This window comes from Bradyrhizobium icense, from assembly GCF_001693385.1.
In the GTDB taxonomy this organism is placed as follows: Bacteria; Pseudomonadota; Alphaproteobacteria; order Rhizobiales; family Xanthobacteraceae; genus Bradyrhizobium; species Bradyrhizobium icense.
This window is the reverse complement of record NZ_CP016428.1, coordinates 883,731-901,457: the sequence shown is the minus strand read 5'-3', so window position 1 is coordinate 901,457 and position 17,727 is coordinate 883,731. Positions and strand designations below refer to the sequence as shown.

19 protein-coding genes and 1 pseudogene are annotated in these 17,727 nt (G+C 62.7%); 5 read left to right on the top strand and 15 right to left on the bottom strand.

The annotated features are described in order from the left end of the window. Positions 1-3 precede the first annotated feature (3 nt). From mnhG to LMTR13_RS04220, 15 genes and pseudogenes are all read right to left on the bottom strand, one after another. A complete protein-coding gene (gene mnhG, locus LMTR13_RS04290; RefSeq protein WP_065726815.1) occupies positions 4-363 on the bottom strand; it encodes a monovalent cation/H(+) antiporter subunit G in 360 nt (119 codons plus the stop codon). Next, positions 360-641 carry an MrpF/PhaF family protein gene (locus LMTR13_RS04285; protein WP_065726814.1) on the bottom strand — a complete coding sequence of 94 codons (282 nt, stop codon included), beginning with the start codon at positions 639-641 and terminating at the stop codon, positions 360-362. Before LMTR13_RS04285 ends, mnhG begins: the two co-directional genes overlap by 4 nt. Further along, complete coding sequence (locus LMTR13_RS04280) at positions 641-1,120, bottom strand: Na+/H+ antiporter subunit E (protein WP_083218688.1); 480 nt, start codon at positions 1,118-1,120, stop codon at positions 641-643. The genes LMTR13_RS04285 and LMTR13_RS04280 overlap by 1 nt, the downstream gene beginning before the upstream one ends. A gap of 191 nt (positions 1,121-1,311) precedes the next feature. Then, positions 1,312-2,080 (bottom strand): annotated as a pseudogene (locus tag LMTR13_RS04275) (calcium:cation antiporter). Between the two features lie 4 nt (positions 2,081-2,084). Continuing rightward, entirely contained in the window at positions 2,085-2,939 is an 855-nt protein-coding gene (locus LMTR13_RS04270) for an alpha/beta hydrolase (protein WP_065726812.1), read from the bottom strand. Between the two features lie 18 nt (positions 2,940-2,957). Continuing rightward, the gene (locus LMTR13_RS04265) at positions 2,958-4,355 is read right to left on the bottom strand and encodes an NAD(P)(+) transhydrogenase (Re/Si-specific) subunit beta (RefSeq protein WP_065726811.1); all 1,398 of its coding nucleotides are present in this window, start codon (positions 4,353-4,355) and stop codon (positions 2,958-2,960) included. 43 nt (positions 4,356-4,398) lie between these two features. Then, positions 4,399-4,716, bottom strand: coding sequence for a proton-translocating transhydrogenase family protein (locus LMTR13_RS04260; protein ID WP_065726810.1), 318 nt, complete (start codon positions 4,714-4,716; stop codon positions 4,399-4,401). Positions 4,717-4,727: 11 nt separating this feature from the next. Continuing rightward, a complete protein-coding gene (locus LMTR13_RS04255; RefSeq protein ID WP_065726809.1) occupies positions 4,728-5,855 on the bottom strand; it encodes a Re/Si-specific NAD(P)(+) transhydrogenase subunit alpha in 1,128 nt (375 codons plus the stop codon). A gap of 134 nt (positions 5,856-5,989) precedes the next feature. Next, a complete protein-coding gene (locus tag LMTR13_RS04250; RefSeq protein WP_057847315.1) occupies positions 5,990-6,142 on the bottom strand; it encodes an aa3-type cytochrome c oxidase subunit IV in 153 nt (50 codons plus the stop codon). 83 nt (positions 6,143-6,225) lie between these two features. Further along, the gene (locus tag LMTR13_RS04245; protein WP_065726808.1) at positions 6,226-6,612 is read right to left on the bottom strand and encodes a type II toxin-antitoxin system death-on-curing family toxin; all 387 of its coding nucleotides are present in this window, start codon (positions 6,610-6,612) and stop codon (positions 6,226-6,228) included. Next, positions 6,609-6,881, bottom strand: coding sequence for an AbrB/MazE/SpoVT family DNA-binding domain-containing protein (locus tag LMTR13_RS04240; protein WP_065726807.1), 273 nt, complete (start codon positions 6,879-6,881; stop codon positions 6,609-6,611). Before LMTR13_RS04240 ends, LMTR13_RS04245 begins: the two co-directional genes overlap by 4 nt. 141 nt (positions 6,882-7,022) lie before the next feature. Continuing rightward, positions 7,023-7,610, bottom strand: a complete 588-nt coding sequence (locus tag LMTR13_RS04235; RefSeq protein ID WP_197520998.1) for a dioxygenase family protein — start codon at positions 7,608-7,610, stop codon at positions 7,023-7,025. Between the two features lie 105 nt (positions 7,611-7,715). Further along, positions 7,716-9,593 (bottom strand): M3 family oligoendopeptidase, encoded by a 1,878-nt coding sequence (locus LMTR13_RS04230; RefSeq protein WP_065726806.1) that lies wholly within the window; start codon positions 9,591-9,593, stop codon positions 7,716-7,718. A gap of 46 nt (positions 9,594-9,639) precedes the next feature. Further along, on the bottom strand, positions 9,640-10,083 hold the full coding sequence (locus LMTR13_RS04225) for a hypothetical protein (protein WP_065726805.1): 444 nt from the start codon (positions 10,081-10,083) through the stop codon (positions 9,640-9,642). Continuing rightward, a complete protein-coding gene (locus tag LMTR13_RS04220; RefSeq protein ID WP_065732414.1) occupies positions 10,080-10,340 on the bottom strand; it encodes a helix-turn-helix domain-containing protein in 261 nt (86 codons plus the stop codon). The genes LMTR13_RS04225 and LMTR13_RS04220 overlap by 4 nt, the downstream gene beginning before the upstream one ends. A gap of 201 nt (positions 10,341-10,541) precedes the next feature. Between LMTR13_RS04220 and LMTR13_RS04215 the strand changes: the two genes are divergently transcribed. From LMTR13_RS04215 to mepK, 5 genes are all read left to right on the top strand, one after another. Continuing rightward, on the top strand, positions 10,542-10,832 hold the full coding sequence (locus tag LMTR13_RS04215; RefSeq protein ID WP_156795426.1) for a hypothetical protein: 291 nt from the start codon (positions 10,542-10,544) through the stop codon (positions 10,830-10,832). Between the two features lie 120 nt (positions 10,833-10,952). Beyond that, positions 10,953-11,597: a TerC family protein gene (locus LMTR13_RS04210; protein ID WP_065726803.1), complete on the top strand. Its 645-nt coding sequence runs from the start codon at positions 10,953-10,955 to the stop codon at positions 11,595-11,597. A 102-nt stretch (positions 11,598-11,699) separates the two neighbouring features. After that, positions 11,700-13,199: a sigma-54-dependent transcriptional regulator gene (locus LMTR13_RS04205; protein WP_065726802.1), complete on the top strand. Its 1,500-nt coding sequence runs from the start codon at positions 11,700-11,702 to the stop codon at positions 13,197-13,199. 367 nt (positions 13,200-13,566) lie between these two features. Next, complete coding sequence (locus LMTR13_RS04200) at positions 13,567-15,726, top strand: L,D-transpeptidase family protein (protein ID WP_065726801.1); 2,160 nt, start codon at positions 13,567-13,569, stop codon at positions 15,724-15,726. 254 nt (positions 15,727-15,980) lie between these two features. Beyond that, entirely contained in the window at positions 15,981-17,609 is a 1,629-nt protein-coding gene (mepK, locus tag LMTR13_RS04195; RefSeq protein ID WP_065726800.1) for a peptidoglycan L,D-endopeptidase MepK, read from the top strand. Positions 17,610-17,727: the final 118 nt, after the last annotated feature.

Sequence of the window (17,727 nt, the reverse complement as noted above, 5' to 3'; positions counted from 1 at the left end):
GTTCTATGGCAGCCTCCCATCCGGGTCGGCAGACTGCAGGCGGGCGACGCTGCGGCGGTCTTCCGCCAGCTCCGGATTGATTCCCTGATGCAGGCATGCCTGGGCGAGCGCATGCGTCACCACCGGGCCGGTGAAGAAGAACAGCGCCAGAAGAAACACGAGCTTCAGCGTCACCAGGCCCAAGCCGGCCTGCAAGCACATGCCGAGGATCAAAAAGCCGACGCCGAGCGTGTCGGTGACGCTCGCCGCGTGCATGCGGGTGAAGACTTCCGGCATGCGGACGAGCCCGAAAGCACCTACGAGGGTGAAGAACGAACCGAGGAGGATCAGCCCCCAGCTCGCAATCTCGACGACGATCGTCATGATCTCTGCTCCTCGTCGGCTGCGTAAGCGAGATCTCCGTGACGGAAGAACTTCAGCACCGCGAGAGTGCCTATCAGATTGAGCAGGCCATAAGTCAGTCCGACGTCGAGGAATTCCGGACGCCCCGTCAGGAAGCCAACGACGGCGAGCAGCACAATCGCAAGGTTACCGACGGCGTTGCCTGCAAGCACGCGATCGAACACGGTGGGCCCCTTGATGGCGCGCGTGATCGCAAGGGCAAGAGCAGCGAGAATGGCGGCAGCGGCAGCAGCGAACATCACGCCCTGCCCTCGAACTGGCTGACGCGGCGGTCCATCGCGCCACCTTCGAGATCCAGCGCACCCTCGCTTACCAAGGCATGAACGGTGAGCTCGCTGCCGTTCACGCCGACAGTGATCGTGCCGGGCGTGAGCGTGATCGAATTGGCATAGGTCGCCACGCCGGTGCTCGTCCTTTGGCTGGCTCGAACGACCGTCATCGTGGGCGAGATCGGCAGGTTGGGATGCAGGATAATCTTGGTGACTGCCCATGCCGATTTGGCGATTTCGCGAAGCAACCACGGGAAATAGGTAACCGCTCCCGACAACAGCTCGATCGGGAACCCTTCGGCATCGGCCACACGCCCGCGGATCATGGCGAGGACGCACAGCACCGCACTGACGGCGCCGGCTGCCACGAGCATCGGCGTATAATGCCCTGATAGCACGAGCCAGAAAGCGAACAGAAAGCCCGCCAGACCAAGGTGCCGCATCCCCATCCCTACTCGTCGTCCCGCTGCCGGCTAGGAGCCAGACAGCATGTTGCCCCTCCAGCCCGCCCCTTCACCATTAATCTTATCTTCTTTAGCAGGTAAATTGGAAGCGTATCGAAGACAAGCAGATCGACTTGTCCATCCTTAGTCTACCTCATCTCTGCACGGTGCACGGCGGCTGACGCGCGTCCATCCGGTCAAGGCACGAACACCAGGAACAGGAACACGGCGAAGACTACCATGTGCAGCAGCCCAAACAGGATGTTGGTGCGGCCGGTACCGAAGGTGAGCATGCTGAGGACGAAGGTCAGCACCAGCAGCACCATTTCGCGGGCATCGAGGCCGAGCACCAACTGCTTGTCGAGGGTATGGGCGGCGACCGCGACCGCGGGCACCGTGAGCCCGATCGTGGCGAGCGAAGAGCCGAGCGCGAGATTGATACTTTTCTGCAGGTCGTTCCTGCGCGCAGCGCCGATAGCGGCAACGCTCTCCGGCAGCAGAATCAAGAGCGCCACCACGATGCCTGCAAACGCCGGCGGCGCCCCGATCATCGCGGTCACGGCATCGACGACCGCCGAAAATTTCTTGGCCAGCAGCACCACCGCCAACAGCGATACAAGCAGGAGCGCGACGCTGAGCGCCAGCATCCGGTTGGACAGTTGGGATTCGTCAGCCGCCTTTCCTTCGGCCTGGTTGATGAAATAATCACGATGCCGGATGGTCTGGTGACGGCGAGCGTCAGCACAGCGTGCCGTAGGGCTCGCCGATCCGCTCGGCAATCACCTCGGCATGGTGCACGGCTGCGAACACGGTGCCAAACAGGATTGCGAGCAGCAGCACCGCAAACACGAACGCGCCGGCCGACGGCGTAAAGCCTGCTCCGAGCCCGGTAGCCACGGCAAAGAGCAGCACCGCAAGCGTGGGGAATATCCAGGCCGATCGCGGCATCGGTCCGTGTGCGCTCATGCGGTCACGTTCCCCGGTTCGTGGACGGAAGATATGCCCGTCCATGCTGCGACCATCCCTGCGCAAGGTTGATAAAATTCCGCGCGATTTCAATCGCGCCGAAATTGTCGAGATCGTTATGACCTCCCCGGGCAAGGCGGACAAACCGTTTCGGCTCGTTCGCCAGCGCGAACAGCCGTTCGCCAAAGGCAACGGGTATCGTGGGATCGAGCGCGCCATGCATCATGAGCAGCGGAACCCTGATCCGGGCGATGTGCCGGTCGGAGTGGAATCGATCGCGCATAAATAGCCGCACCGGCGCGAACCAAAATGCCGACGCGGCGACGTCCACAATGGAAGTATAGGCCGATTCCAGGATCAGCTTTCCGACCGGCTGTTCGCCCGCCAGCGCCACTGCGACGCCGGTGCCAAGCGAGAATCCCCACGCAACGATTTTGTCCGGGCTGTATCGCGCTGCCGTGAAGGCATAGGCCGCCGCGGCGTCCTGCAGCAATCCCTGCTCGCTCGGCCGCCCGCTCGAACCGGCATAGCCACGATAGGACAGCGCGACGACCCCTATCCCGTCGGCGATCAGGCCGCGAAAGCGGCCGAAGAAGCCGGCGAGATAATCGCCATTGCCGTGGAAGTAGAGGACGACCGGACGCCCCGACTTGGCCGGAACATGCCAGACGATGACCTTCTCACCGTCGGCTGTCGTCAGGACATGTTCTTCTGCTTCCGGAAAGCCGGCCGCTTGCGGCGGCGTGCGCACGCCTGTCGGGGCAGGAAACAGCACGGCACGCTGCGCGAAGAACAACGCCAGCAGACTACAGACATAACCCGCCGAAACTATGATCAGCAGCCATTTCAGCCCGGTCATGAACTTCCTGCGATCGCGTTACATCCCCTTGACGATGTTCTCGGTGACCTTCTTGGCGTCACCGAGCAGCATCATGGTGTTATCGCGATAGAACAGCGGATTGTCGATGCCGGCATAGCCCGATGCCAGCGAGCGCTTGATGAACATCACGGTGCCGGCTTTCCAGACCTGCAGCACCGGCATGCCGTAGATCGGCGAGGTCTTGTCTTCTTCCGCGGCCGGGTTGGTGACGTCGTTGGCGCCGATCACGAAGGCGATGTCGGCCTGGGCGAATTCGGAATTGATGTCCTCGAGCTCGAACACCTCGTCATAGGGCACGTTGGCTTCCGCGAGCAGCACGTTCATGTGACCGGGCATGCGGCCCGCGACCGGGTGAATCGCGTACTTCACCTCGACGCCTTCCTTCTTGAGCATGTCGCTCATTTCGCGCAGCGCGTGCTGCGCCTGCGCTACGGCCATGCCGTAGCCGGGCACGATGATGACCTTCGACGCATTCTTCATGATGAAGGCGGCGTCGTCGGCCGAGCCGAGCTTGGCGGGCTTCTGTTCGCCGGAGCCGCCGCCCGCGGCCGCCGTTTCGCCGCCGAAGCCGCCGAGGATGACCGAAATGAAGGAGCGGTTCATCGCGTGGCACATGATGTAGGACAGGATCGCGCCCGAGGAGCCGACCAGCGCGCCCGTGATGATCAGGGCGGAATTGCCGAGCGTGAAGCCGATGCCGGCCGCGGCCCAGCCGGAATAGGAATTCAGCATCGAAATCACGACCGGCATGTCGGCACCGCCGATCGGGATGATCATGAGTACGCCGAGCACCAGCGCGATGATGGTGATCAGCCAGAAGTCGATCGCGCTGCCGGAGCGGACCAGGCCGAAAATGAAGAACACCAGCGCAAGCGCGAGCGCGATGTTGATGATGTGACGGCCGGGCAGGATGATCGGCGCACCGCTCATGCGCGCGGAAAGCTTCAGGAAGGCAATCACCGAACCGGTGAAGGTCAGCGCGCCGATCGCGACGCCGAGCGACATTTCGACCAGGCTGGAAGCGTGAATGGCGCCTGGCGTGCCGATATCGAACGCTTCGGGCGCATAGAAGGCGCCGGCCGCGACCAGCACCGCGGCCATGCCGACCAGCGAGTGAAAAGCCGCGACCAGTTCCGGCATCGACGTCATCGGCACGCGCCGCGCGATCACGGCCCCGATCGTCCCGCCGATGGCGATGCCGAGGATGACCAGCACCCAGGCGACAGCGTCCGCCGGCGGATGACTGGCGAGCGTGGTGGCGACCGCGATCGCCATGCCGATCATGCCGAACAGATTGCCCTGGCGGGACGATGCCGGGCTCGACAGCCCGCGCAGCGACAGGATGAACAGCACACCCGCCACAAGATAAAGAACTGCTGCCAGATTGGCGTTCATCTCAGGTCCCCATTTGACTTTGTCACCACGAGGTGCACGCCACTCACTTCACCTTCTTCTTGTACATCGCCAGCATGCGCTGGGTGACAAGGAAGCCGCCGAAAATGTTCACGCAGGCGAAGATCAGCGCGATGAAGCCGAAGCCGCGCGCCCAGCCTGAGCCGCTGGAGATCATGCCGACGCCGACCGCGAGCAACGCGCCGACCACGATCACCGAGGAGATCGCGTTGGTCACCGACATCAGCGGCGTATGCAGCGCAGGGGTCACCGACCAGACTACGAAGTAGCCGACGAAGACGGCGAGGACGAAAATCGACAGCCGGAAGACGAAGGGATCGACGGCTTGGACGACATGCTCCATGGCTTCTCTCCTTAGGCTTTCGGCTGGAAGTTCGGATGGATGACGGCGCCATCCTTGGTCAGCGCGGTGGCTTTCACCAGTTCGTCTTCCCAATTGACCGCGAGCGCTTTGTTCGCCTTGTCGATCATGGTCTCGATGAACGAAAACAGGTTGCGGGCATAAAGGCCGGATGCCGATTGCGCCACGCGGCCGGCGACATTGGTGTAGCCGACGATCTTGATGCCTTCGACATCGACGACTTCGCCGGCCTTCGCGCCCTCGACGTTGCCGCCGCGCTCGACGGCAAGATCGACCAGCACCGAACCCGGCTTCATCGATTTGACCATCTCGGTGCTGACGAGCCTTGGCGCGGGGCGGCCCGGGATCAGGGCCGTGGTGATGACGATGTCCTGCTTCTTGACGTGCTCGGCGGTGAGTACGGCCTGCTTGGCCTGGTACTCTTTCGACATTTCCTTGGCGTAGCCACCGGCGGTCTGGGCGTTCTTGAACTCTTCGTCCTCGACCGCGAGGAATTTGGCGCCGAGCGACTCGACCTGCTCTTTCGTCGCCGGCCGCACGTCGGTTGCGGTGACGACGGCACCAAGCCGGCGCGCGGTCGCAATTGCCTGCAGGCCGGCAACGCCGACGCCCATCACGAACACCTTTGCCGCCGGCACGGTGCCGGCCGCCGTCATCATCATCGGGAAGGCGCGGCCAAAGGACTCGGCCGCCTCGATTACCGCACGATAGCCGGCGAGATTCGCCTGCGAAGACAGCACGTCCATGACCTGCGCGCGCGTAATGCGCGGCATCAACTCCATCGCAAATGCCGAGACGCCGGCGTCCGCGATCGTCTTCAGCGCCGCCTCATTTCCGTAGGGGTCCATGATCGCGATCACCAGCGCGCCGCGCTTGTATTGCGAAAGCTCCGAGGCCTCTGGACGTTTCACCTTGATGATGATGTCAGCGTCCTTCAACGCGTCCGCGCTGACGGTGGCGCCCACGGCGGTGAATTCGGAATCCGGCAGGCCCGACTTGATGCCCGCACCCGGTTCGATCGCGACTTCAGCGCCCAGCGCCTTGAATTTCTTGACGGTGTCCGGGGAAGCGGCAACCCGCGGTTCGGACGGATCGATTTCCTTGGCAACGGCAATTTTCATGAGGCCTCCCCGGCGCGGCGGGCGCGCGCAAGCAAACTAGCGTCTTTTTCGCTTAGTTGGATACCGGTTTCGGAACCGGCATGCGTGCGAATTTTCTGGCCACCGCCGGGGCCGGCGGTGCAGGCAGCGACGCGTCAGGTCAGGAAATAGCCCATCAGGGCGACAATGATTACGACGGCAATGGTGCCGTATTTGACCAGCATGATGAACCCTTCATAGGTCTGCTCATGGGCCTGATAGTCGTTGCCGTCAGCGGTCGTGTAGGCCACTTCGTTATGGTCTGCCATCGGTATCCCCAGTCAAAATCCGCGTTTCTCGCGTGCAATTACCGCAAAGCGTCTGGGAGGGCAACGGCCCCTTGCCTATCGGGTCATTCGGAAGGCCAATTATCCCGGATCCAGCGGGCCAGGCTTTCTTCGCTGACCTCGCCTGCGGCAAGGGAAAGGATGATGGCGGCCGCCTCTGCCTCAGGCACGATAAAGTCGATGCCATTGACACCAAGAAAGGTATACAGCGCGAGCAACGAGGTTCGCTTGTTGCCATCAACAAACGGATGATTGCGCGCGATGCCGAAAGCATAGGCTGCGGCCAATTCGGCCAGCTCAGCCTGCTCGTATGCCCATCTGTTTTTCGGCCGGTCGAGTGCAGATTCAAGCATGCCCTCGTCGCGCAATCCGCTCGCGCCGCCGTGGATCGTCAGTTGCTCGTCGTGAATTGCAACAATCATCTGGCGGGTAAGCCAAAACGGCTCAGTCATTTGGCGAGTTCGGCCAACGCGTTGTGATAGCGCTTCATCCCACGCCTTGCGATTTCCATCGCCTTCTCAAAATCCGGATCATAAGGGGTGAGCCGGAAGCCACCATCCGGCGTCAGCGTGGCATAAAGCTTGTCGCCGACGGTGACGTTCATCCGCGCGAGCACATCCTTGGAGAGGATAATTCCCGAGGAATTTCCAATCTTTTTGATCTCAACCGTTCCGATCAACTGACCGCGGGCATCGGGCGCAATCTTGGAATGATCGTTCATGGCTCATCTCCGTTATACCAAACGTATAACACAGATGAGCGCCACGTTCAACAGATGTTTTACAATCGCTCGCCGGCTCGCCCTCCGGAACCAGGGCGGCTATTGATCGCCAGACGAGGCTTGGACGCAGGCGAGCCGCCCCTACCCGACTACGAAATCGAAACGCCCAGCGAGCCAGCCGGCGTTCTTGGCCGTGCGCATAAGCAATTCCTTGCGAAACAGGCCGTCGGTGCGGTTCAGCGATTCGCCCGGGAAATAGAGCTGGGTGGTCAGCACGCGGCCGCCGCGCGGCTGCACCTTCACGTGGATATGGCGTGTACGGCCGACATAGGCGCCGGGGACGACGCTGCGCAACCGGTAGCGCCCTTCCGCATCGGAGAACTGGTGACCGCGCAGGCGAAAGCCGGAATTGTCGTAGCGGCCCTTGTCGTCGGCCTGCCAGAAATCCAGCAAGGCGCCGGCGACCGGTTTGCAGGCGCGGGTAAGAACGAAGCCGACCAGTTCGATCGGCTGTCCCGCCATGCCTTCTTCGAGCAGTTCGATCCGCTCAGGCGACGACGGCTTGAAAAATGGCCCTTCGGTTTGCGGCAATGTTGCCGCCTCGCCATCGTGGCATTCCGGCGTGGGTGCAAGCGGGGCCTGAGCCATGCTGCCATCGATCATGAGCAGCGAACCGGCTGCGAAGACTCCCGCTCCAAGTACAACGCGTCGCGTCGGGGTGTCGATCATGGGGCACTCCCCTTCTGTCGTCACCGTCATCATGTAGGGCGACGGCGGCGGAAATTGAGTCCGCGCCCATCACAATTCCGTTTCGTGCCCGCGCGGCCGAACCCGTCAGCCCATCGCTTCCAGCTCGTCGATCATGCCTGCGATGACCGAAAGCCCACCGTCCCAGAATTTGGGATCCTTGGCATCCAGGCCAAACGGCTTGAGCAGTTCAGAATAATGCTTGGTGCCGCCGGCTGCGAGCATGGCGAGATAGCGCTCGGCGAAACCCTCGGTGGCGTTTTCGTAGACCGCGTAAAGCGAGTTCACCAGGCAATCGCCGAACGCATAGGCGTAAACGTAGAACGGCGAATGGATGAAGTGCGGAATGTACATCCAGAAATTCTCGTAGCCCGGACGGATGTCGATGGCCGGCCCGAGGCTTTCACCCTGCACGCTGAGCCAGATCTGGCCGATGCGCTCGGCGGTCAGTTCGCCGTTCTTGCGCTCGGTGTGCAAGGCGCGCTCGAACGAATAGAACGCGATCTGCCGCACCACGGTGTTGATCATGTCCTCGACCTTGCCGGCCAGCAGCGCCTGGCGCTGTTTCGCGTTCTTGGTCTGCGACAGGAGCCGCTTGAAGGTCAGCATCTCGCCGAACACACTTGCCGTCTCCGCAAGCGTCAGCGGCGTCGGCGCCATCAGCGCGCCGTTCTTCGCGGCCAGCACCTGGTGCACGCCATGACCGAGCTCATGCGCCAGCGTCATCACGTCGCGCGGCTTGCCCTGGTAGTTCATCAAGACGTAGGGATGCGCCGAGGGCGTGGTCGGGTGCGAGAACGCACCCGGCGCCTTGCCCGGCCGCACCGGCGCATCAATCCAGCGGTCGGTGAAGAAACGTTCCGCAATCGCGGCCATCTCGGATGAAAAGCCGCGATACGCCGTCAGCACCATCTTCTGCGCTTCCGGCCAGGCGATGGTGCCGGTCGCCGCGAACGGCAGCGGCGCGTTGCGGTCCCAATGCGCGAGCTTCTTCTTTTTGAACCAGCCGGCTTTCAGATTGTAATAGCGGTGCGACAGCCGTGGATAGGCCGCGCGAACCGAGCCGACCAGGGCATCGACGACTTCGCGCTCGACGCGGTTATTGAGGTGCCGCGAATCCGCAACGTCCTGGAAACCGCGCCAGCGGTCGGAAATCTCTTTGTCCTTGGCGAGGGTGTTCGTGATCAGCGCAAAGGTCCGCTCGTTGTCCTTGAAAGTCTTGGCCAGCGCCTGTGCGGCCGCCTTGCGCTTTTCCGGCGTGCGGTCCTGCAGCAGATTGAGCGTCGGCTCGATCGCGAGCTCCTTGGCCCCGACCTTGAAGCGCAGGCCGGAGATGGTCTGGTCGAACAGCCGGTTCCAGGCGGCGTAGCCGCTCTGGGATTTTTCGTGAAACAGTTGCTCGACGCGATCTTCGAGCTGATACGGCTTATCCTTGCGCAGGTCCTCGATCCACGGCCGGTAGTGCCCGAGCTCCGGCGTCTGCATCGCATGCTCGATCACGGCATCGTCGATGCGGTTGAGTTCGAGCGCGAAGAACAAGAGATGCAGCGAGGCCGCCGTCAGCCGCTCGGAGACGTCGCCATAGAATTTGGAGATCGTGGGATCGACGCTGTCGCCGGCATGAACGAGGCCCGCATAGGAGCCGAGCCGGCCGGCGAGATCATCGATAGCCTCGTAGCGCCTGACCGCCTCTGCGAGCCAACTTCCGCCATCGTCCCCGGCGATGCCTTCCGCCAGCTTGCCCTTGTAGTCCGTCTCGAACGCAACGCAGTCCGCATCCATCTTTTGCAGATCGCGTGCGATTTCGGGGGCGTCGATGCCGGAATAGAGATCGGACAGATTCCATTCCGGTAGCTCGCCGGTCTTGGATTTGGCTGCCGTCGTCTTGCGGGCGGCGGTTGCCTTGCTCATTGCGGATTTGCGGGACGTCTTGTGGGCTCGGGATGTCGCAGATTTTGCGCTCATGAAACCTTCAAAAATTGGCTTGGTGATCAGGGCAATTGACGTACGGTCAGGCGAAAGCCGCGAGCTGCGGCGCAAACTGGACAAGCAGCTCTTCGGTCTCGGTGAGCACCGGCTCCAACCTTTCCTCGAGCGCGCTGCGAATCGCACACCATAAGGCTATCGCGCGGACCAATAGCCGGGACGTCGACGGCACCGCAGCCCTCGCATGCAGGGCGACAAGATCGAGATTCCGATGTTCGAACAGCAGCCGACCGCATCCATCTTCAAGGATGTATCGCCCCGCGATCCGGGACACGCACAGCTCGCAGGCCTGATCCGGACCAACGCCCAGCAGATAGAACTGGGCATCGCCTTTTTCCGTCATGCCGGTTTCCCACTCGCGGCCGGTCGCGGGCGCAAGCGCTCCGCTCAACGCCGCGACAATGGTGCCAAGCTCCCTTTCGCTCCACGCGCCGGTGTCCTGTTTGCGCTCGAACGCAACCACGCTCATTTGCTTTCCGCTCCGAACAGCAGCCGGTGCAATTCCGGCTCGTAGTATAATAACAGATGCCTAGCGAATGCGGAGCGTTCAAGACCCAACTCGCTGGCCCATGCGCCCATAATTTCGGTTGGAACGCGGCTGAACCCGTTCTCGACCTGTGAAATGAACGTGTAATATTTCAGGCCAAGCCGCGCGGCGAGATCTGCCTGCGACAGCCCGGCATCCGCCCGGCGCTGCTTGAGCCAATCCCCGGCCAGTTTCCGCATTTGCTTGGCTTCCGGCGCGGCCTTGCCCGCAAGCCGTTCAGCGAAAACGTCTTGATGTTTCACTCGTTTCATGATTACTAAACTAGCCAAACTGAATAACGGGACCGGTGAGGTTCCCTACCACAATCTTAGTTCGCGAATAAGATTCCGATGGCCTTCTTGGACCGCAGTCAGATTGTCCGAACGAGCGACCGAGCGCCTTTGGCGCGCGTCAAGGAGTTGTTTGCCGGCATTCTTATCGTGGCGCTGATCGCGACCGTCGGAATTCGAAACGTGGTGCCCGCGGATGCACTGGCGCCGGCTATCGTAACCCTGCTGTTTGCGGTGGCTGCTGTAACGGCTGGCTTTGCGCTGCTCTCCCGGCGCGATCGATTCCGCACAATGTGGTTCGACCTCGCTGGATGCCTGACGTTCATCGGCGTCGTCCTATCCGTCCTGATCGAGCCGGATCAAATGATCAGGCTTTTCACCCTGTCGCATCAACCTGAGTAACGGAAGCAGTTTTTCCGCAGTCTGACTGCGTCGTTTTTGTCTACGCGTCCAAGCCCGGGCCCCTCTGGCAGTTCAAGCGAACTGCGATGTCGGATTGGACCATTTCACGGAGTGGCCCGCATGCTGGAACTAATCTCCTCAGAACACCTCACAGCGTTTTTCCAGGTCGTGATGATCGACCTGGTGCTCGCCGGCGACAATGCGATCGTCATCGGGCTTGCAGCCGCAGGACTGCCGGAGGGTCAGCGCAAAAAGGCGATTCTGATCGGCATATTGGCCGCCACGGGCCTACGCATCGGCTTCGCTTCCGTCACGGTTCAACTGCTCCAGATCATTGGTCTGCTGCTCGCCGGCGGCATTCTGCTGCTTTGGGTATGCTGGAAGATGTGGCGCGAGCTTCGTACATCGCATCATCATGAGCCGAAATTGCAGGATCTATCGGCCGCAAGGACGATCGATGAGTCAGCCACTGCGGGTCCTCAGAAGACGCTTGGCCAGGCCATCTGGCAGATCACGCTCGCCGACGTCTCAATGTCGCTCGATAACGTGCTCGCCGTCGCGGGCGCAGCGCGCGAGCATCCGATGATTCTGATTTTCGGCTTGGCGCTCTCCATAGCGCTGATGGGGTTCGCCGCCAACTTCATCGCGCGCCTGCTGGAGAAGCAGCGCTGGATCGCCTATGTCGGCCTCGCCATCATACTCTATGTGGCTCTCGACATGTGTTATCGCGGCGCGCTCGAAGTGTGGCCGCACCTCAACGTCTAGCCCCTCCATAACGACGCCATTCTCAACGTTTAACGGAGCGTTAATCGGCATCGGCGAAAGTGCCCCGATTCGGTACAATTCAGTAGCGTGCGGGGAAGAGCCATGGCTGCCACCATCTTGATTGCCGACGACGACGCCGTGCAGCGCCGTTTGGTTGAAAACATGGTGCAGAAGTGCGGCTATGAGCCCCTTGTCGTCGACAGCGGCGATGCGGCCGTGGCCTTGCTGACCGCGCCCGACGCGCAGGCGATCGACGCAGTGGTTCTCGACCTCGTGATGCCCGGCCTCGACGGGCTCGGCGTGCTCGCAAAAATGCGTGAAGCAGGCCTGAACATCCCCGTCATCGTGCAGACCGCGCATGGCGGCATCGACAATGTGGTTTCGGCGATGCGCGCCGGCGCGCAGGATTTCGTGGTCAAGCCGGTCGGCTTCGAGCGGCTGCAGGTGTCGCTGCGCAATGCGCTCAACACGAGCGCGCTCAAGGGCGAACTGCAGCGCATCCGACACAGCCGCGAAGGCCGGTTGACCTTTGCCGATATCATCACCCGCAGCGAAACCATGGCAGCCGTGCTGCGCACCGCGCAGAAGGCGGCAGCTTCCAGCATTCCGGTGCTGATCGAGGGCGAGTCCGGTGTCGGCAAGGAATTGTTCGCCCGCGCCATTCACGGTTCCGGCGAACGCAAGGCAAAACCCTTCGTCGCGGTCAATTGCGGCGCCATTCCCGACAATCTCGTGGAATCGATCCTGTTCGGCCACGAGAAGGGCGCCTTCACCGGCGCTACCGAACGCCACATGGGTAAGTTCGTCGAAGCCTCCGGCGGCACGCTGTTCCTCGACGAGGTCGGCGAGTTGCCGCTGGCTGCGCAAGTGAAACTGCTGCGCGCGCTGCAGGAAGGCACCGTCGAGGCGGTCGGCGGCCGCAAGCCGGTGAAGGTCGACGTCCGCATCATTTCCGCGACCAACCGCAAGCTGCTCGAGCTCGTGAAGAGCGGCGCGTTCCGCGAGGACCTGTTCTACCGGCTGCACGTGCTGCCGCTGACCATCCCTCCCCTGCGGATGCGGCGCGAAGACATCCCGCATCTGCTACGGCATTTCCTGGCGCGCTTTGCCGCCGAGGAAAACCGCACCATCACCGGCATCAGCGGCGAGGCCGTGGCCCATCTCGCGCAGCTCGATTGGCCCGGCAACATCCGCCAGCTTGAAAACACGGTGTACCGCGCCGTCGTCATGAGCGAGAGCGATCAGCTTGGCCTCTCCGATTTCCCGCAGACTGTCGGTCATGCCGTACCGGACGGCCAGTTGGCGCACAGCGAGCCATTGGTCGTCGCGCCGTCGACGGCGCCTGCAATGGTGTCGGGTAGCGAAATACCAATTGCGCCGCTCGCCACTGCCGGCAGCCTTTCGATGCTGACTGCCACCGGCGAGGTACGGCCACTCGAAGGCATGGAGAACGAGATCATCCGTTTTGCGATCTCGCATTATCGCGGCCAGATGTCGGAAGTCGCGCGCCGGCTCAAGATCGGCCGTTCCACGCTCTACCGCAAACTCGATGAAGCGGCGGCCAGCGACCCGGCCGAAGGCGGCGCGCAGGACGCTAACTGAGATGCAAACTGAGCGAGCGATCACCTCGCGCGATTATGGCGCCCGCATGGCAAAGATCGTGGCAAACCAACGACATCGACCGTTCGGAAGCTTTTGAACCGTGGCTTGGCGGTGACAGACAAAACGTGGGGGGCGTGGCAAAAATGCGCGATCCGAGTGCAAACGGGTAGTTTGAGGTCAGTTTGTCGTGAGTTGTCCCGCATGGCGCTGGCTGCATGAAAGGGGCACATGTATCGTCTGCGTTTGAATCGTGGCGTGCAGGCGTACGACTGAGAAACCGATCGAGGCCGGCGCTTTCCCGCGCAAGCTATGAACGATACCAGCGACTGTTCCATGCCGGGGCAGTTTCGCCCAAGGGGGTGTGACGATGCGTGACTGTTCGAATCGTGCAGGATTTGACCGCGTGCTGATGGCCGTCGCGGCAACCTTCCTCACGGTATCAGCGACCTCAGCACTGGCGGCTCCGTCGGATACGCCGCGCGCCAGTGCTGCCGAACTCGCGATCGACGCAGCAGTCCCCCGTCCCGAACCGGCGAATGTCCCGCCCCCGACCATCGGCGATTTCAAGATGGACTCGACCGGCGCGGTGCCCGATGCGGCCAAAGCCACAGAGAAGCCGGCCGAAACGGGGACGGCCCCGAAGGCGGCTGAACCCAAGACGGATATCAAGCCGGATATCAAGCCGGCGGAGAACGTCACCGCGCCCGCGGCCAAGCCAAGCGACGCCGCCACAACCACGCCTCCGGCTGCGACAGCCACTGCACCGGCCGCCGAACCTGCCCAAGAGCCGGTGAAGATCAGCACCGTCGCACCGGCCGACCAGCCGGTCGCCGACAGACTTCGCGACATGCTCGGAGCCAAATCGCTGCGCTATTTCGACCGCAAGAATGAGCGCGCTGCCGTCGAGAAGTTCTACTCGGCTCGGGACTATGCGCCGCAATGGACGCAGGCCGGCAAATTGACCGACAGCGCCAACGGCGTGATCGCCCGCCTGAAGGACGCCGCCACCGAGGGCCTCAATCCGGCCGACTATCCGGTACCCGATTTTGCCGTCGCCACTTCGCCGGACCAGCTCGCCGAGGCCGAGCTGAAACTGACCGCGAGCATGCTCGACTATGCGCGACAGGCCCAGAGCGGCCGGATGCACTGGTCGCAGGTCGCTGCCGATATCTTGTACCCCGAGCACCCGACCGATCCGGCCGAAGTGCTCGCCAACATCTCGACCGCCAATGATGCTTCCGCCGCGCTCGAGGGCTACAACCCGCCGCACAAGTTCTACAAGGACCTGAAGGGCAAGCTCGCCGAGCTGCGCGGCCAGGGCGACGGACCGATGATCCACATCGCGGAGGGTCCGGCGCTGGCGTACAAGGCCGCCACCAAGAAGCAGGGTGAGGTAGCACCGCAAGATCCGCGCGTGCCGCAACTGCGCGCCAAGCTCGGCATCACCGAGAATCCCGACGGCACGAATTACGACGCCAAGGTTGCCGCCGCCGTGCGCAAATTCCAGGGAAGCGTCGATCTCAAGCCGACCGGTGTGCTCGACGACCGCACGGTGAAGGCGATCAACAGCCCCAAGCGCGACCGGCAGATCGACGTAGTCCTCGTCAACATGGAACGCCTGCGCTGGCTGCCGCGCCAGCTTGGCGCGGCCTCGCTCGGCAACGCCTACGTCATTCTCAACGTGCCCGACTTCACGCTGAAGGTGATGCAGAACGGCGCACCGGTCTGGACCACGCGCGTGGTGACCGGAAAGCCGGGCAAGCACGCCACGCCGATGCTGACGGAGACGATGAAGTTCATCACCGTCAACCCGACCTGGAACGTGCCGCCGTCGATCATCTACAACGAGTATCTGCCTGCCCTGCAGCAGGATCCGACCGTGCTGGATCGCATGGGTCTGAGGCTCGAGCGCCGTCGCGACGGCAGCATCCACATTTCCCAGCCGCCTGGCGAGGCCAACGCGCTCGGGCGTATCCGCTTCAACTTCCCGAACAAGTTCCTGGTCTATCAGCACGACACCCCGGACAAGCATCTGTTCGCCAAGGAAGAACGCGCCTTCAGCCATGGCTGCATGCGGGTGCAGAATCCGGATCAATACGCCTCGACCCTGCTCAATATCGTGATGCCGAACGAGCACTATACGCCGGAGCGGATTCGCAGCATGTACGGCCGCAGCGAGATCGACCTGAAATTCCCGACACCCATTCCGGTCAACATCACCTACCAGACCGCGTTCGTGGATGATGCCGGCAAGCTGCAGATCCGCAAGGATATCTACGGCCGCGACGCCGCGATGATCGCCCTGCTCAAGAACAGCCGCAGCAAGGATTTGGAGGCCATGGTCGCCCATGCGCAGCCGAGCTACACGCGACCTTCCGGCTCGAGCTTGCCGGCCGGTGTCAACTTCGCCAGCGACAATACCTTTTCCTCCGGCCCGTCGTTCTTCGAGCGCCTGTTCGGCGGTCCGTCGCCCATGACGCCGCCGGCCCCGGTTGGCCGCCGGCCGCAACCGCGGTTCACCCGGTAATCCGGAGGACTACTGCCCGCGGGCAGAATTTCCCAACAAAATCAACAATCTCTCCTCACCGGAGAGATTGTTTACGTTAACCACTATCCACCCGGATTCGACACCGGGCGCTTTTTCGCCACAGTCCGCGCGTTAGGTTAAGGCTTGCTTGGGGGCAGGATGGTAAACCTCGGTTAACCCTCCTGCTTTAAGAAAGCGTTCATCGTCTTTTGCCGGGGGTCTGCAAAAGAACACCGTGAACGCTCGTCGACTGGGTGGGCTCATACGTGCTGGCTGGTTTCGCGCGCCAATTCAATCCGCTTGCTCTGCCAAAGGCCGGATATCGGATCGGCTTGACGTCGCTTTTGCTGCTGGCCGGCGCAGGCACGGTGCATGATGCGACGGCGCTGAACGAAACCCGCACCCTCTCGTTCCATCACACCCATTCCGGCGAAGACCTCACCGTCACCTTCAAGCGCAACGGCCGCTACGATGATGAGGCGCTGAAGAAGCTCAATCACTTCCTTCGCGACTGGCGCAGCCAGGACTCCACCACGATGGATCGGCATCTGTTCGATATCATCTGGGAAGTCTACCGCGACGTCGACGGCAAGAAGCCGATCCAGGTCATCTCCGCCTATCGCTCCCCCGCCACCAACTCCATGCTCCGCCGCCGCTCCTCGGGCGTGGCGCGTTTCAGCCAGCACATGCTCGGCCACGCCATGGACTTCTACATCCCGGACGTGCCGCTGGAGCAGATCCGCGCCGCCGGGCTTCGCTTGCAGCGTGGCGGCGTCGGCTTCTACCCGACCTCCGGATCGCCTTTCGTCCATCTCGATACCGGCAGCGTTCGTCACTGGCCGCGCATGACCCACGATCAGCTCGCCAGGATATTCCCGGACGGACGCACGGTGCACCTGCCGTCCAATGGCGGTCCGATGAAGGGCTATGAACTGGCCCGCGCCGACATCGAACGCCGCGGCAATGGCAACGACGCCGCGACCATCAAGATGCCGAACCTGTTCGCGGCGCTGTTCAGGGGCGGCAAATCGACTGAAGAAGATGACGAGGGCGGCAGCGCTCCCGTCAAGAGCGAGAAGCCTGCGCCGGCCAGTGTGGCTGCTGTGAAATCCGCCGAGCCGGTCCCGACCCCGCGCGCAAAGCCGGTCGGTGCGACGATCCAGCTCGCCGCGGCCGACGCCCAGATCGTGTCGGCGCCCAAAGCCAGAGCCGAATCCAAGCCTGAGACGAAACAGGTTGCGCAGGCTTCCGCCGACAAGGCCGAGCCGAGGCCGCAAACGCCGGCCGATATCATCAATTCCCGCGGCTTCTGGGACGACGTACCGAGCACGGCAAATCAGGCCACTCCCGCGCAAATCGCGGCCCTGCGCGCCCGCCAGGCGCTCGCCGCTGCCACCGATCCGCAGCCGACCGCCAGCGTCAGCCACGCGTTCAACAAGGCGATGGCCTATGCGCCGGCGGCATCTTCGCCGGTCGACCGCGCCAACATCGTCGCGGCCTCCACGGCGATCCCGCGCCCCGTTCGCCCGGCGCGCATTGCCGATGCTGCATCAACCGAAATCAACACGGTGGTCGCCAAGGGCACCCAGGGGCAGGACAGCGTGGTCGCCACCTCGACCCGCCTCGCCGCCGCGCAGGGCAACAATATCTGGATGCGCGTGGTGATGCTGGCGCCGAGCGCCAGCAGTGCGATGTCGACGACCGTGCTCGGCGATACCGAGATGACCCAGATGCGCGCTCACTTCGTCAAGCCGCAGGCCGCGGTCTCAATGACTTTCTCGGAAGATCCGATGATGGGCATGACCTGCGACCGCTTCACGGGATCGGCAACCGCGCAACTGCCGACGCAGTCGTTCGTGCTGCGTACCGCCGCGCTGCGCTAGGCACACCGTCTCTCCACACACTAGCCGTCGTCCTCGCGAACGCGAGGACCCATAACCACAAAATGTGCGCGTCAGAGCCGGCTGTAGCCCCAGCTTTGCTCAACATCATCATTTGTGG